The sequence below is a fragment of the Enterobacter cloacae complex sp. HYC042_NIDB genome (genome assembly GCF_056673315.1).
On record NZ_CP109650.1, the window covers coordinates 502,643 to 518,490 of the forward strand.

Annotated in this window: 16 protein-coding genes; 13 read left to right on the forward strand and 3 right to left on the reverse strand. The window is 55.5% G+C overall.

Annotated elements, in window-relative coordinates; all coding sequences use genetic code 11:
- The first annotated feature begins 100 nt into the window (after positions 1-100).
- The 5 genes from OKF39_RS02375 (at position 101) to gntU (ending at position 5,042) form a co-directional block, all read left to right on the forward strand.
- On the forward strand, positions 101-1,138 hold the full coding sequence (locus OKF39_RS02375) for an oxidoreductase (RefSeq protein WP_028015159.1): 1,038 nt from the start codon (positions 101-103) through the stop codon (positions 1,136-1,138).
- 123 nt (positions 1,139-1,261) lie between these two features.
- Positions 1,262-1,957 (forward strand): pirin family protein, encoded by a 696-nt coding sequence (locus OKF39_RS02380; protein ID WP_003861565.1) that lies wholly within the window; start codon positions 1,262-1,264, stop codon positions 1,955-1,957.
- A gap of 91 nt (positions 1,958-2,048) precedes the next feature.
- Entirely contained in the window at positions 2,049-3,044 is a 996-nt protein-coding gene (gntR, locus tag OKF39_RS02385; protein ID WP_041911546.1) for a gluconate operon transcriptional repressor GntR, read from the forward strand.
- A gap of 126 nt (positions 3,045-3,170) precedes the next feature.
- A complete protein-coding gene (gene gntK, locus OKF39_RS02390) occupies positions 3,171-3,698 on the forward strand; it encodes a gluconokinase (RefSeq protein ID WP_045260947.1) in 528 nt (175 codons plus the stop codon).
- Positions 3,699-3,701: 3 nt separating this feature from the next.
- Positions 3,702-5,042 (forward strand): gluconate transporter, encoded by a 1,341-nt coding sequence (gene gntU, locus OKF39_RS02395; RefSeq protein ID WP_047366855.1) that lies wholly within the window; start codon positions 3,702-3,704, stop codon positions 5,040-5,042.
- 102 nt (positions 5,043-5,144) lie between these two features.
- Here gntU and plsB read toward each other — a convergent pair whose 3' ends face one another.
- Positions 5,145-7,565 carry a glycerol-3-phosphate 1-O-acyltransferase PlsB gene (gene plsB, locus OKF39_RS02400; protein ID WP_028015161.1) on the reverse strand — a complete coding sequence of 807 codons (2,421 nt, stop codon included), beginning with the start codon at positions 7,563-7,565 and terminating at the stop codon, positions 5,145-5,147.
- Positions 7,566-7,719: 154 nt separating this feature from the next.
- Here plsB and OKF39_RS02405 point away from each other — a divergent pair, with 154 nt between their 5' ends.
- From OKF39_RS02405 to OKF39_RS02420, 4 genes are all read left to right on the forward strand, one after another.
- Positions 7,720-8,088: a diacylglycerol kinase gene (locus tag OKF39_RS02405; protein WP_479983436.1), complete on the forward strand. Its 369-nt coding sequence runs from the start codon at positions 7,720-7,722 to the stop codon at positions 8,086-8,088.
- Positions 8,089-8,196: 108 nt separating this feature from the next.
- Positions 8,197-8,805: a transcriptional repressor LexA gene (lexA, locus tag OKF39_RS02410; RefSeq protein ID WP_028015162.1), complete on the forward strand. Its 609-nt coding sequence runs from the start codon at positions 8,197-8,199 to the stop codon at positions 8,803-8,805.
- Between the two features lie 63 nt (positions 8,806-8,868).
- Positions 8,869-10,206: an MATE family efflux transporter DinF gene (dinF, locus tag OKF39_RS02415; protein ID WP_479983437.1), complete on the forward strand. Its 1,338-nt coding sequence runs from the start codon at positions 8,869-8,871 to the stop codon at positions 10,204-10,206.
- A gap of 120 nt (positions 10,207-10,326) precedes the next feature.
- Positions 10,327-10,536 carry a CsbD family protein gene (locus tag OKF39_RS02420; protein ID WP_003860314.1) on the forward strand — a complete coding sequence of 70 codons (210 nt, stop codon included), beginning with the start codon at positions 10,327-10,329 and terminating at the stop codon, positions 10,534-10,536.
- 48 nt (positions 10,537-10,584) lie between these two features.
- Here OKF39_RS02420 and zur read toward each other — a convergent pair whose 3' ends face one another.
- Positions 10,585-11,097: a zinc uptake transcriptional repressor Zur gene (gene zur / locus OKF39_RS02425; protein WP_028015164.1), complete on the reverse strand. Its 513-nt coding sequence runs from the start codon at positions 11,095-11,097 to the stop codon at positions 10,585-10,587.
- A gap of 115 nt (positions 11,098-11,212) precedes the next feature.
- Here zur and OKF39_RS02430 point away from each other — a divergent pair, with 115 nt between their 5' ends.
- From OKF39_RS02430 to pspG, 4 genes are all read left to right on the forward strand, one after another.
- Positions 11,213-11,701, forward strand: coding sequence for a cupin domain-containing protein (locus OKF39_RS02430; RefSeq protein WP_045260944.1), 489 nt, complete (start codon positions 11,213-11,215; stop codon positions 11,699-11,701).
- A gap of 225 nt (positions 11,702-11,926) precedes the next feature.
- On the forward strand, positions 11,927-13,186 hold the full coding sequence (locus OKF39_RS02435) for a conjugal transfer protein TraF (RefSeq protein ID WP_479983788.1): 1,260 nt from the start codon (positions 11,927-11,929) through the stop codon (positions 13,184-13,186).
- 82 nt (positions 13,187-13,268) lie between these two features.
- Complete coding sequence (gene dusA, locus OKF39_RS02440) at positions 13,269-14,264, forward strand: tRNA dihydrouridine(20/20a) synthase DusA (RefSeq protein WP_045631373.1); 996 nt, start codon at positions 13,269-13,271, stop codon at positions 14,262-14,264.
- Positions 14,265-14,399: 135 nt separating this feature from the next.
- Entirely contained in the window at positions 14,400-14,642 is a 243-nt protein-coding gene (gene pspG, locus OKF39_RS02445) for an envelope stress response protein PspG (protein ID WP_028015168.1), read from the forward strand.
- A gap of 184 nt (positions 14,643-14,826) precedes the next feature.
- Here the strand turns inward: pspG and OKF39_RS02450 are convergent, their stop codons facing one another.
- Positions 14,827-15,810, reverse strand: coding sequence for an NADPH:quinone reductase (locus OKF39_RS02450; RefSeq protein WP_479983438.1), 984 nt, complete (start codon positions 15,808-15,810; stop codon positions 14,827-14,829).
- Between the last annotated feature and the right edge of the window lie 38 nt (positions 15,811-15,848).

Genomic DNA, 15,848 nt, shown 5'->3' on the forward strand with positions numbered 1-15,848 from the left:
CGACATTGCTCACATTGCTTCCAGTATTACTTTAGCCAGCTTCTCGCTGGCTTTTTTTTTGTTATGGTTAAACTCAGTAACCTTCTAAAAGGACTGAGCCATGACACTACATTGCGCATTTATTGGATTTGGCAAAAGCACCACGCGTTACCACCTTCCGTATGTCCTCCACCGTAAAGACACCTGGCATGTGGCCCATATCTACCGCCGCCGCGCGAAGCCGGAAGAGCAATCCCCGCAGTACTCCCACATTCACTTCACCAGCGATCTCGATGAAGTATTGAATGACCCGCAGGTAAAGCTGGTGGTTGTCTGCACCCACGCCGACAGCCATTTTGACTATGCGAAACGCGCGCTCGAAGCGGGCAAGAACGTGCTGGTGGAAAAGCCGTTCACCCCGACCATTGCCGAAGCGAAAGCGCTGTTTACGCTGGCGAAAAGCAAAGGGCTGACCGTCACACCGTATCAGAACCGTCGCTTTGACAGCTGTTTTCTGACGGCGAAAAAGGCGATTGAGAGCGGCAAGCTTGGCGACATTGTGGAAATCGAAAGCCACTTCGATTACTACCGCCCGGTGGCGGAAACCCAGCCCGGCCTGCCACAGGACGGCTCGTTCTATGGTCTGGGCGTACACACCATGGACCAGATCATCTCCCTGTTTGGCCGCCCGGACCACGTGGCTTACGACATCCGCAGCCTGCGCAACAAAGCCAATCCGGACGACACCTTCGAGGCCCAGCTGTTCTACGGCGACCTTAAGGCTATCGTTAAAACCAGTCATCTGGTGAAAATCGACTACCCGAAATTTATCGTTCATGGCACCAAAGGCTCGTTCATTAAGTACGGCATTGACCAGCAGGAGACCAGCCTGAAGGCCAACATCATGCCGGGCGAACCGGGCTTTGCGGCGGACGATTCCGTGGGCGTGCTGGAGTATGTGAACGATGAGGGGGTGACGGTCAAAGAAGAGCTGAAACCGGAAACCGGCGACTATGGCCGCGTCTATGATGCGCTATATGAAACCCTTACCAGCGGCGCGCCGAATTACGTCAAGGAATCTGACGTTCTGACCAACCTTGAAATCCTTGAACGGGCCTTCGAACAGGCTTCTCCTGCCACGGTAACCCTCGCGAAATAAGCAAAAACGGCTCCTCTGGGCTTGTTCATAATTTTTGAACAGAGGAGTCAATTTTCACCCTCTATGATCCCCGACCGTTTGAGTCCACACTTACTCCATCGAAACGAACTGAGGGTGAAAACAATGATCTACTTACGCAAAGCAAACGAACGCGGTCACGCAAATCATGGCTGGCTGGACTCATGGCATTCATTCTCGTTTGCCGACTACTACGACCCGAACTTCATGGGTTTCTCCGCGCTGCGCGTGATTAACGACGACGTGATTGATGCAGGCCAGGGCTTCGGTACCCACCCGCACAAAGACATGGAAATCCTGACCTACGTGCTGGAAGGGGCGGTTGAGCACCAGGACAGCATGGGCAACAAAGAGCAGGTGCCGGCGGGCGAGTTCCAGATTATGAGCGCGGGTACCGGGGTGCGTCACTCTGAGTACAACCCGAGCAAAACGGAAAAACTGCACCTGTATCAAATCTGGATCATTCCAGAAGAGACCGGCATCACGCCACGCTACGAGCAGCGCCGCTTCGACGCGAAACAGGGCAAACAGCTGGTGCTGTCCCCGGACGCGCGTGAAGGTTCCCTGAAAGTGCATCAGGATATGGAGCTGTACCGCTGGGCGCTGGCGAAAGACGAGCAGTCCGTGCACCAGATTGCCGCCAACCGCCGCGTCTGGATCCAGGTGGTGAAAGGGGAAGTGTCTATCAACGGCACCAAAGCCACCACCGCCGATGGTCTGGCCGTCTGGGATGAGCAGGCGCTCTCCGTGCACGCCGACAGCGAAAGCGAAATCCTGCTGTTTGACCTGCCTCCGGTCTAAATAATTTCTCAACCTTCCCTTTAAACGGGGAAGGTTGAGCTTTGTCCGTGATAAACTGAGCAAATCTCTCACTTCAAGATTTCTCAGGACGATGAAAAAGAAACGCCCCGTACTTCAGGATGTTGCCGATCGCGTCGGTGTGACCAAAATGACGGTCAGCCGTTTTTTACGTAACCCGGAACAGGTTTCCGTGGCGTTGCGTGGCAAGATTGCCGCCGCCCTTGATGAACTGGGTTATATTCCCAACCGCGCCCCCGATATTCTCTCCAATGCGACCAGCCGTGCGGTGGGCGTTCTGCTTCCTTCCCTGACCAACCAGGTTTTCGCTGAAGTTCTGCGCGGCATTGAAAGCGTTACCGATGCTTTTGGTTACCAGACCATGCTCGCTCACTATGGGTACAAGCCGGAACTGGAAGAGGAACGTCTTGAATCAATGCTTTCCTGGAACATTGACGGTCTGATTTTAACCGAACGTACCCACACGCCGCGCACGCTCAAAATGATTGAAGTCGCCGGTATTCCGGTGGTGGAGCTCATGGACAGCCAGTCGCCATGCCTCGACATCGCCGTTGGGTTCGATAACTTTGAAGCGGCTCGTCAGATGACAGCGGCGATCATCGCCCGTGGTCATCGTCATATTGCCTACTTGGGTGCGCGTCTTGATGAACGTACTATCATCAAACAGAAGGGATACGAGCAGGCGATGCTCGACGCAAATTTAACCCCGTACAGCGTGATGGTGGAGCAGTCCTCATCTTACACCTCGGGTATTGAGCTGATGCGTCAGGCACGACGCGAGTATCCGCAACTGGACGGTATTTTCTGTACCAACGATGACCTTGCGGTCGGTGCAGCGTTCGAATGCCAGCGTCTGGGGTTGAAGATCCCTGAGGATATGGCGATTGCCGGCTTCCACGGCCACGATATTGGTCAGGTGATGGAGCCGCGTCTGGCGAGCGTTCTGACACCGCGTGAACGCATGGGCCGCATTGGCGCAGAACGCCTGCTGGCGCGCATTCGTGGAGAGACGGTTACCCCTAAAATGTTAGATTTAGGTTTCACCTTGTCACCGGGTGGATCTATTTGAACTGACAAATTTGAAGTAGCTCACACTTATTCACTTCGCGCACGTTTGGATATTGCTTCTCTTTTGCCCCAGCAGGACAATGTTACCGATAACTGTTACCCGTAACAATTGACTGAGGGACACCCTTTGAGCACGACTAATCACGATCACCACGTTTACGTCCTGATGGGCGTGTCCGGTAGCGGTAAATCTGCCGTGGCGAGCGAAGTGGCGCATCAACTTCAGGCTGCGTTTCTTGATGGTGACTTCCTCCATCCGCGCAGCAACATCATGAAAATGGCCTCCGGCGAACCGCTGAACGATGACGACCGCAAACCGTGGTTGCAGGCGCTGAATGACGCCGCGTTCGCGATGCAGCGCACCAACAAAGTTTCCCTGATCGTCTGTTCCGCGCTGAAAAAAACCTACCGCGACCTGCTGCGCGACGGCAATCCGAACCTCTCGTTCATCTACCTGAAAGGCGATTTCGGGGTGATTGAAAGCCGTCTGAAAGCGCGTAAAGGCCACTTCTTTAAAACCCAGATGCTGGTGACGCAGTTCGAAGCGCTTCAGGAGCCGGGTGAAGATGAAAAAGACGTCTTAGTGGTTGATATCGATCAGCCGCTGGAAGGTGTTGTAGCCAGCACCATTGAGGTCATTAACAAAAGGCAGTAAGTTTTGAGTACATTAACGCTAGTTTTGACAGCAGTGGGTTCGGTATTGCTGCTGCTGTTTTTAGTGATGAAGGCGCGTATGCACGCCTTCGTTGCTTTGATGGTGGTTTCTATTGGTGCAGGTCTCTTTTCCGGTATGCCGCTCGACAAGATCGCCGCGACGATGGAAAAAGGGATGGGAGGCACGCTGGGCTTCCTGGCGATTGTGGTCGCGCTGGGCGCGATGTTTGGCAAGATTCTGCATGAGACGGGCGCGGTCGACCAGATTGCCGTCAAAATGCTCAAATCCTTCGGGCACAGCCGCGCGCATTACGCGATTGGCCTGGCCGGTCTGATTTGCGCACTGCCGCTGTTCTTCGAAGTGGCGGTGGTGCTGCTCATCAGCGTCGCCTTCTCCATGGCGCGCCATACCGGCACTAACCTCGTGAAGCTGGTCATTCCGCTGTTTGCGGGCGTGGCGGCGGCTGCGGCGTTTCTGCTGCCAGGGCCGGCGCCGATGCTGCTGGCCTCCCAGATGCACGCCGATTTTGGCTGGATGATCCTGATTGGCCTGTGTGCGGCCATCCCGGGGATGATTATCGCCGGTCCGCTGTGGGGCAATTTCATCAGCCGTTACGTTGAGCTGCACATTCCGGACGACATCACCGAGCCGCACCTGGGCGAAGGCAAAATGCCATCCTTTGGCTTCAGCCTGTCGCTGATCCTGCTCCCGCTGGTGCTGGTGGGCCTGAAAACCATCGCCGCGCGCTTTGTGCCGGTCGGTTCTGCCGCGTACGAATGGTTTGAGTTCATTGGTCACCCGTTCACGGCGATTCTGGTGGCGTGTCTGGTGGCGATTTACGGCCTGGCGATGCGCCAGGGTATGCCGAAAGACCGCGTGATGGAGATCTGTGGTGCCGCGCTGCAGCCTGCGGGTATTATCCTGCTGGTGATCGGTGCCGGCGGCGTGTTCAAGCAGGTGCTGGTGGATTCCGGCGTGGGCCCGGCTCTGGGTGAAGCACTGACCGGAATGGGCCTGCCGATTGCGGTAACCTGCTTCGTGCTGGCTGCGGCGGTGCGTATCATTCAGGGTTCCGCCACCGTGGCATGTTTAACCGCCGTGGGTCTGGTGATGCCGGTGATTGAACAGCTGAACTACTCCGGTGCCCAGATGGCCGCACTGTCTATCTGCATCGCGGGCGGTTCGATTGTCGTCTCGCACGTTAACGACGCTGGCTTCTGGCTGTTCGGTAAGTTTACCGGCGCGACCGAAGCGCAAACCCTGAAAACCTGGACGCTGATGGAAACCATCCTCGGCACCACCGGGGCCATTGTCGGGATGATTGCCTTTACGCTGCTCAGCTAAATGCAATGATTTAACAAGGCAAAAAAGGCCCGGTAGCGTTAGCGCTTACCGGGCCTTTTTTATTATCCAGGGCATCAGGCCGGGTCATAACCCGGCATTGTGTTACTCGCCCTGCGTCGCGCTCTCAATCGTCAAGCGCACATCCGACGTAATCAGTTCAGCCAGCATCTGGTAAACCTTCAGCGTCTCTTCCGGCTCGGCATCGCCCGTATCGCTGATGAAGCCTTCGTCACGCAGCGTCAGCACCAGCGAGCTGAATACCGCCTTGTCGAAGAATTCCGGGGCGTTAATGCCGTGCAGAACGGACAGGCGCTGGGCCAGCGTTCGGCTCTCTTTCTCCAGCGTGCCGCGGTTGATCGACGGGTTCGCGCTCAGCAGCCAGAACGTAATGGCGTAGCGCTGCAGCGTTTCGCGCGCACCGGCCGCCAGCAGTTGCAGGGTACGGGAGCGTGACGGATTGATGTGCAGCTCGTCGTTCGCAACGGTGATCAGCCCCTGACGGCGCAGCTCTTCCGTCAGTTTATCCAGCTCAACGGCCAGTTCTTCCTTGCTCCAGCGCAGGAATAGCTCCGCTTTAAGCATCGGGTAGAGCGTCTCAACGTGGCGCAACAGCTCCTGACGTGAAATACGGCGATGCTGGGTGATAATGGCCGCCATGAGCGATGGCAGCATCAGCATATGAGCGATGTTGTTGCGGTAGTACGTCATCAGTACGGCCTGCTCGCGCGGCAGAATGATGATATCGCCGATCGTATCTTTCTCGACTTCAAACTTGTTCATCTGCAGCGCGTGATCGATAAGCTCGCTGGCGGTAGCAGAAGGAGCTGTCGAATCAACCGAGTATGGCACGTTGCGCATCATGTCCAGATAGCAGTCCAGCTGCTCCGTGAGCTGTTCACGGGTCAGGGAACGCTGACGTGAAGCCAGCAGCGCCGTACAGCACAGGTTCATCGCATTGGCCGCACCGGCGTTGTTAATGCGCACCATCAGTTCGGACGCGATACCGTTCACCGTTGGCGTCAGCCAGGCCGGACGCACCGCTTCGATAGGGTCGATAGACTCGCGCCAATCCGGAACATGATGGTTCAGATACGTCATCAGCGGCATCGGCTCGCCAAAGTTTACGTAGCCCTGACCCAGGTTGCGTAACTTGCTCAGGCCGCGCAGCATCTGCGGCAGGCTCTCTTTCTCTTTGGTCGCACCGCGCAGCTCTTTGGCGTACGTGCCAACTTCCATCACGTGCTCATAGCCAATGTAAATTGGCACAAGCGTGATTGGACGCGTACCGCCGCGCAGCATCGCCTGAATGGTCATCGACAGCGTGCCGGTCTTCGGATCGAGCAGACGACCGGTACGGGAGCGCCCGCCCTCAACGAAGTACTCTACGGAGTAGCCGCGGCTGAACAGCTCGCCCAGATACTCGCGGAACACGGTGGAGTAGAGCTTGTTGCCCTTGAAGGTACGACGAATAAAGAACGCGCCCAGGCGGCGGAAAATCGGGCCTGCTGGCCAGAAGTTCAGGTTAATACCGGCGGCAATGTGCGGCGGTACCAGTCCCTGGTGATAGAGCACGTAGGAGAGAAGCAGGTAGTCCATGTGGCTGCGGTGGCAGGGGACATAGACAATCTCATGACCATCGTGCGCCAGCTGACGTACACGCTCAGCGTTATGCACGTTGATGCCCTGATACAGGCGGTTCCAGGTAAAGCCGAGAATACGATCGGACAGGCGAATCATCTCGTAGGAGAAGTTCGCTGCGATCTCTTCCATCAGCGCAATGGCGTTCTGCTGGGCTTTCTCATGGGAAATTTTCTTGCTGCGCGCTTCGTCTTCAACGGCGCGGGCGATCGCTTTGGAGGCCAGCAGCTTGTTGAACAGGTCCTGACGCGCCGGAAGACGTGGCCCTACGGCCGCCAGGCGCTGACGGGCGAAGTGCATACGTGCCACGCGCGCCAGTTTTTGCGCGATGATCTTGTCAGTGCCGTGCTCGTCCGCCATTCGGCGAAGGGAGACGGAAGGGGAGAAGCGCACAAAGCTGTCGCGTCCCAGCCAGGAGACCGCGAAGAACTTCTGGATGCCGTTAAGCATGCGCAGCGGCGGGTTCTCTTCGCCTTTTTCGCGGCCCGGACGGCGACCAAACATCACCGATACCGGCACCATCTGCACATCCAGGTCAGGATTGCTGCGGTGCAGGTCGAGATAGTCGTGGAACAGCTTGATGGACTCTTCTTTCGGCGTGTAATAGGTAAACACGCGCGGCCCGCCGTGAATGAACACGTAGCGCGGCAGCAAAGTGCCGTCAACTTCCAGTGGTTCAAGCGGATCGGGTAAATCATGCGCCAGACACTGGGCACGGAGCGTTAGCAGGTCTGCCTTAGAGTTATAAGGCAAAACGTACATAATAGGGCGCGACGTATCGAGCCCCAGTTCCAGCGCGGGTTCTGCTGGGATAGACTTGCTTTTTACCAGTATGCTTAATGGTAAATTAAGTAATTTGTAGTAAATTCGTGGCCAGCCGGACATAAACGATGTAAAGCCTCTGGTTAATAATGCAATTGCGGCGCAAGGATAACAGAAAGCGCGCAAAATTTCTGTTGTTACCCGTCATACTTCAGGCGGCAGCGAAACGCGCTGCAGCTCCTGTTACTGACGCTCTTTTTTAAAAAAGGTTCTTTTAATGGCCAATAATACCACTGGGTTGACGCGTATCATCAAAGCCGCCGGCTATTCATGGAAAGGTTTCCGTGCCGCGTGGGGCAATGAAGCTGCTTTTCGCCAGGAAGGTGTCGCCGCTATCGTCGCGGTTATCATCGCCTGTTTCCTTGATGTAGATGCCATTACCCGCGTGCTTCTCATCGGTTCCGTACTTCTGGTGATGATAGTGGAAATTCTCAATAGCGCTATTGAGGCCGTGGTCGATCGAATCGGTTCTGAATTTCACGAGCTCTCTGGCCGTGCGAAAGATATGGGCTCCGCCGCTGTCCTGCTGGCGATTATCACCGCAGCCATTACCTGGGGCACGCTGCTTTGGTCACATTTCCGATGATGCTCGAGGAATAATTAAGTCCCTGGTTTTTTGTGCAGTTTTTGGTTCCAAAATCGCCTTTGACTGTATATACTCACAGCATAACTGTATATACACCCAGGGGGCGGAATGAAAGCATTAACGACCAGGCAGCAAGAGGTGTTTGATCTCATTCGGGATCATATCGGCCAGACGGGTATGCCACCCACGCGTGCGGAAATCGCGCAGCGTCTGGGTTTCCGTTCTCCGAATGCTGCCGAGGAACACCTGAAAGCGCTGGCGCGTAAGGGTGTGATTGAGATTGTGTCAGGCGCGTCGCGTGGTATCCGCCTGCTGGTGGAAGAAGAGACGGGCATTCCGCTGATAGGCCGCGTTGCCGCAGGTGAACCGCTGCTGGCACAACAGCATATTGAAGGTCACTACCAGGTCGATCCTGGTATGTTCAAGCCGAGCGCTGATTTTCTGCTGCGCGTTAGCGGGATGTCGATGAAAGACATCGGCATTCTTGATGGCGACCTTCTGGCCGTTCACAAAACGCAGGATGTGCGAAACGGCCAGGTGGTGGTTGCGCGCATTGATGATGAAGTGACCGTTAAGCGCCTGAAAAAACAGGGTAACACCGTTCAGTTGTTGCCCGAAAACAACGAGTTCACCCCGATTGTGGTCGACCTGCGCGAACAGAGCTTCTCTATTGAAGGTCTGGCTGTTGGCGTGATTCGTAACGGCGAATGGCTGTAATCTCTTCCTGACAGGCTACGCTTCCGCTGTAGCCTGCTTCATTTACCCTTCCCGGTATCTCTCATGTCACTGCTGACGGCATCTGATAAGGCATTGTGGCGTCTTGCCCTGCCGATGATTTTCTCCAATATCACCGTGCCCTTGCTGGGTCTGGTCGATACGGCCGTTATTGGTCATCTCGATTCCCCTGTTTATCTTGGCGGCGTGGCGATTGGCGCGACGGCAACCAGCTTTCTGTTTATGCTGCTGCTCTTTTTGCGTATGAGTACTACCGGGCTCACGGCACAGGCGTATGGTGCGAAAGATCCGTTACGTCTGGCGCGTGCGCTGGTGCAGCCGCTGATCCTGGCGCTTGGCGCGGGGGTACTCATTGTTTTACTGCGCACGCCCCTGATAGACCTTGCGCTCCATGTTGTTGGTGGCAGCGAGGCGGTACTGGAGCAGGCGCGTCGCTTCCTGGAAATCCGCTGGCTCAGCGCGCCCGCTTCGCTGGCAAACCTGGTTCTGCTGGGTTGGTTACTGGGTGTGCAATACGCCCGTGCGCCAGTGATTTTGCTGGTCGTGGGAAACCTTCTCAACATTGTGCTCGATCTCTGGCTGGTGATGGGCCTGCATATGGACGTGCGCGGTGCGGCACTGGCGACGGCGATTGCCGAATACGGAACCTTACTCATTGGGCTGTGGATGGTCTGGCGCGTGATGGCCCTGCGCGGGATATCCCTCGTAATGCTGAAAACCGCATGGCGCGGCAATATCCGTAAACTGCTGGCGCTCAACCGTGACATCATGCTGCGCTCGCTTCTGCTACAACTCTGTTTTGGCGCATTGACGGTTTTTGGTGCCCGTCTTGGGCCTGAGATCGTCGCGGTGAATGCGGTCCTGATGACATTGCTGACGTTTACCGCCTACGCGCTGGACGGCTTCGCCTACGCCGTTGAGGCGCATTCCGGGCAGGCGTACGGCGCGCGGGAAAGTGGCCAGCTTAGGGATGTCTGGCGGGCAGCCTGTCGACAAGCGGGACTGGTGGCACTGGCGTTTGCACTCATTTATGCCTGTTTTGGCCGTGACATTATTGCATTACTCACTTCGATCCCGGCTTTACGTGAACTGGCGGACCACTACATCGTCTGGCAGGTGATCTTGCCGGTGGTGGGGGTGTGGTGTTATCTGCTGGACGGCATGTTTATCGGTGCGACGCGCGGAGCGGAAATGCGCAACAGTATGGCGGTTGCGGCGGCGGGGTTTGGTTTGACGCTGCTGACGCTTCCGTGGCTGGATAATCACGGTTTGTGGCTGGCGCTTGCGGTCTTTCTCTCCCTGCGCGGCCTCTCGCTTGCCTTTATCTGGCATCGCCACTGGCAAAATAATACCTGGCTTCCTTCCCGTCACGATATATCGTGACGGTTAAAGATTCCGAATATGAAATCAACTGCCGAATCCTCAACTATTATTATTATCACGTCCAGCAGAAAAGAACGTAACGGACGTTACGACCCGACGCTTAACTAAGAGGACACGATGATGAATAAAGACGAAATCGGCGGCAACTGGAAGCAGTTCAAAGGTAAAGCGAAAGAACAGTGGGGTAAACTGACTGATGACGATATGACCGTCATTGAAGGCAAGCGCGATCAGCTTGTCGGTAAAATTCAGGAACGTTACGGCTACGAGAAAGACCAGGCGGAAAATGAAGTCAAAGACTGGGAAACCCGTAACGATTACCGCTGGTAACGCTGAATAACCCACAGAGGCGGCTTAAGAGCCGCCTTTCTTTTGCTGCTAACGCGGCTTTTTCTTTATCAGAATTGAGTGGTCGTGCTGACACGCATCCTGATGTCGACAGGCTTCCACCTCAACGCATGCAGAACACAGCCCGTGCGCTTCAATCACGTTATGACGCAGGGCAAAACCCATTTTTGCCGCCAGCGTGTGCATAATGTCCTCTACGCCTTCCGCTCCCTCTTCTTTCACTACGCCGCAACGATCGCAGATAAACATGGCCGATGTATGCGTTGGCTGATCGAAAAGATGGCACAGGACATAGCTGTTTGTGGATTCGACTTTATGCACAAACCCTTGTTCCAGCAGGAAATCCAGCGCGCGATACACCGTGGGCGGTTTAGCCTGCGGCTCGCTTTCGCGGAGCAGGTCGAGCAGATCGTAGGCGCTGATCGCCCCCTGTTGCAGGCTCATCAGGCGCAAGACTTCAAGGCGCTGCGGGGTCAGGCGCACATTGCGTTGCGCGCACAGCTTTTCGGCCTGCGCTAACAGCTCTTTTGTGGACTTATCCATTTAGCACCTCGGATGTTCTGGGAGATAAAACCCTCACTTTATCATGTTCTGGCAAAAACACCGATATCCGCCAGGCTGTGCTATACCTGACGCATCGCAAACCGGGAATGTAACAATGAAAAAACCAGACTGTATCAAGCACTGGCGCGACGTAGAAGGGCCAGATGACGCCACCTACCCCGACAGTAACGAGCTTTTTTCCATCGGATCGCCGCTGGCGCGCAGCCTGGGCCTCAGGCGTATAGGCATTCATCATGAACGTTTACCGCCGGGGCGTCGGACGTCCTATCCCCATGCGGAAAGTGACGAAGAAGAGTTTATCTACGTGCTTGAGGGCTATCCTGAAGCCTGGATTAATGGCTATTTGTGGAAACTCGAACCCGGAGACAGCGTGGGCTTTCCCGCCGGAACGGGGGTATGCCACACCTTTATCAACAACACAGAGGAAGAGGTTCGGCTACTGGTGGTGGGGGAGGCCAACAAGAAGCACAACCGCATCTACTATCCGCTTAACCCGGTTTATGCCGCCACGCGGGAAGATCGCTGGGTAGACCATCCGCCACAGTTTTTTGGGCCGCACGATGGAAAACCTGGGAAAAAATAATTTCCTCTTCTATAAATATTGAGGGCCGTCACAAATTACAACAGGCCGTAAGGAAGTTTTACTTAGGGAATGAATTAGCGGGTCTTTTTATCTTTATTCACAGCAATAGTTCGCGCCTGTTTGGGGGATAACAGACAGGGGTTATTTCATAACAGACTATAAGACGGGCATACTGTGAAAAAACATTTTAAATTTTCGGTGGTTAGCATCGCTGTCTCCTTGTTTATGGCAAATCAGGCGGGAGCAGCCAATACCTGGACAGAATCACGTAGCGACGCGATGGGGGGCACCGGCGTTGCTTCGGGCAATTATGGTAGCGGGGCGTTAATTAACCCCGCGCTGCTGGCAAAGGCAAAACCGGACGATGACGTGACGGTCATTTTGCCGTCCGTTGGGGTGCAGGTAACGGATGAGGATAATCTTCAGGATGAGATTGATACCATCAACGACAAAATCAATCACTATAAGGATGTGGTTGATAACCTTACGCCAATCGAGGTTATTACTAATCCGTTAGGCTCCATCAACCAGTTCCAGGGCGCGGCCAAAGATCTGGCCGATGAGCTGGACTATCTCAAGGGCAAAACCGCTCGCGCGACGGCAGGAGCAGGCCTTGCCGTGAGTATCCCTAACGATGTGCTTTCCGTGGCCTTTATGGCGAAAGGGTACGCCCATGGCCGGGTAAGTTCGTCTATCGACCAGCAGGATATTGATTATCTGCGCGGTATTCAAAGAAGCAATCTGGTGGCTGCCGGCGTTGCCCTGGACGCTGCGCTGAACGGCACGGACCAGATCACTAAAAACCTCAACTCAACGGCGTCCGGTCGGGCGGCGATTATCTCCGACTACGGTATTGCCGTTGCCCGCCAGTTTGACCTTGGCGGCGTTCCGGTTTCCGTGGGCGTGACGCCAAAACTGCAAAAAAGCTGGATCTATAACTACACCACCTCGATCTACGATTACGACAGTAATAAGTGGAACGATAGCCGCTACCGTACAGACGATACCGGCTTTAACGTCGATGCCGGTATTGCCGCTGATTTTGGCGAAAACTGGACGGTCGGCGTGAGCGGGCAAAACCTGATGTCGCGCGATATCGACACCAAAGATATCCGCATCCGCAACGGGCGTACGGGGGAAGTGGTGAGCTATAAAGACACCTACCAGATCCGTCCGCTGGTGACCGCGGGCGCTGCCTGGCACAACGATCTGGTGATCCTGACCGCCGATGGCGATCTGACCGAAACCAAAGGCTTTAAGAGCGAAGATACGTCGCAGTATGTTGGGGTCGGTGCTGAAGTGACTCCGCTGAGCTGGCTGGCGGTGCGTGCCGGTTATCGTGCGGATATGAAAGGGAACGACAGCAACGTCTTTACCGGCGGTGTCGGTTTCGCGCCGTTCAATACCGTTCATGTTGACCTGATGGGCCTGTATGGCGAGGACGAAACCTGGGGCGCAGGAGCTCAGCTGAGCATGACGTTCTAAAGTACACCGGAGGCGCTGCGCCTCCGGCTTTTCTTTGTGCTATAGTAGCGCCCCTTTTCCACCAGATGCTTAAAACTTCGCCATGTCGTCAGAACACCAGACCGCTTTTCCTGCACACCGTTTCTCTATTGCGCCGATGCTCGACTGGACGGACAGACACTGCCGCTATTTCCTGCGCCAGCTCTCCCGCCATACGCTGCTGTACACCGAAATGGTGACCACGGGCGCAATTATTCACGGTAAGGGCGACTACCTGGCATACAGTGAAGAAGAGCATCCGGTTGCGCTGCAGCTGGGGGGCAGCGATCCGGTCGCGCTGGCCCAGTGTGCAAAGCTGGCGGAAGAACGCGGCTACGACGAGATCAACCTGAACGTCGGCTGCCCTTCCGACCGCGTGCAAAACGGCATGTTCGGCGCCTGTCTGATGGGCAACGCACAGCTGGTGGCGGACTGCATCAAAGCGATGCGCGATGTGGTCTCCATTCCGGTGACGGTCAAAACCCGTATCGGCATTGACGACCAGGACAGCTATGAATTCCTGTGTGATTTCATCAATACGGTGTCAGGGAAAGGCGAGTGTGAGATGTTTATCATCCACGCCCGCAAAGCCTGGCTTTCAGGCCTTAGCCCGAAAGAGAACCGTGAGATCCCGCCGCTGGACTACCCGCGCGTGTACCAGCTGAAACGTGATTTCCCGCACCTGACGATGTCAATCAACGGCGGTATTACGTCGCTGGAAGAGGCGAAAGCGCACCTTGAGCATATGGATGGCGTGATGGTCGGGCGCGAGGCGTATCAAAATCCGGGCATTCTGGCGACGGTCGATCGCGAAATCTTTGGCGTTGCAGGCGCAGACACCGATCCGGTTGCCGTCGTGCGTGCCATGTACCCTTACATTGAGCGCGAGTTGAGCAATGGCACCTATCTTGGCCACATCACCCGCCATATGCTTGGCCTGTTCCAGGGTATTCCGGGCGCGCGCCAGTGGCGTCGCTACCTCAGTGAGAACGCGCATAAAGCCGGTGCTGATATTGAGGTGCTGGAACATGCGCTGCGGCTGGTGGCGGATAAGCGATAATTTCGCTAAAAGATCGTCAAATTCACCACGCCCTGCGGATCCTCGCGGGGCGTTTTGCTTTAAGAACAATACGTTAGCTTTGGCATGATTCTTGTAATGATTGCAGCATCATTCGGGAACTCGTGGGAGAGCACAATGCTTGAACTACTTTTTGTGATTGGCTTTTTTGTCATGCTGATGGTCACGGGCGTGTCGCTGCTCGGCATTCTGGCCGCGCTCGTTGTGGCCACGGTGGTTATGTTTATCGGCGGATTATTTGCCCTGACGATCAAACTGCTGCCGTGGCTGCTGCTGGCTATCGCCGTGGTGTGGGTAATACGGGCGATTAAAGCGCCAAAACTGCCGACTTATCAGCGCAATAACCGCTTCCGTTACTAAGGTATTGAGGGGTTCGTCACATACTTGTAACTTTTCCGGCAGCATAGCTTAGAACAGAATAGGATTTACTTATCGAATCTGTCACTATGGCTGCCGCTACAGAATTCATCGAGCTGTACCCTACATACAGCCGAATTAAAAAAAGAAAGGGCTTCCCACGGGAAGCCCAATTTCTTTTTGGGGGTCAGGGAATTAGCAGACTTGAACCCTGCGTCGCCCGGCTTTCCAGCACCTCATGCGCACGCTGCGCATCGGTTAGCGGGTATTTCTGCGCATCCGCCACATCCACCTTAATCACGCCGCTGGCTATTAGCGAGAACAGCTCGTTGCTGGCTTCCTCCAGTTCTTCCCGGTTGGTGATGTAACCCTGCAAAGAAGGGCGCGTCACGTACAGCGACCCTTTCTGATTCAGAATGCCGAGATTGACGCCGGTGACAGCGCCTGAGGCGTTACCAAAGCTCACCATCAGCCCGCGACGCTGCAGGCAGTCCAGCGACGCTTCCCAGGTGTCTTTCCCCACCGAGTCATACACGACGCGTACTTTTTTGCCGCCGGTAATCTCTTTTAGCCGCTCGACGATGCTCTCTTCCCGATAGTTGATCACCTGCCACGCGCCCGCGTCCAGCGCACGCTGGGCTTTTTGCGCACTGCCTGTGGTGCCGATCAGCTTCGCGCCTAAGGCTTTCGCCCACTGGCAGGCAATCAGCCCCACGCCACCGGCGGCAGCATGAAACAGGAACTGCTCATCGGGCTTAATTTCGTAGGTTTTGCGCAGCAGGTAATAGACCGTCAGCCCTTTCAGGAATGAGGCGGCCGCCTGCTCAAAGGTGATGGCGTTCGGCAGCAGGGCGGCTTTGTCCGCCGGGACGTTGTGGACGGAGCTGTAAGCGCCCAGGGCAGACTGTGCATATACCACACGGTCGCCTTGTTTAATGTGCTTAACCGCACTGCCCACTTTGCTGACGATGCCGGCCGCTTCAGTGCCCAGGCCGCTCGGCATTGACGGAGGCGGGTAGAGCCCGCCGCGAATATAGGTATCAATGTAGTTAATGCCGATGGCTTTGTTTTCAACCTGAATTTCGTTCTCGCCAGGCGCAGCAGGGGTAAACTCCACCGCTTTCAGCACTTCAGGACCGCCGTGTTTCTGGAACTCAATGCGCGTTGCCATGCTCCCTCCGTAAGAAAAATATGGTAATCTTTCGACCC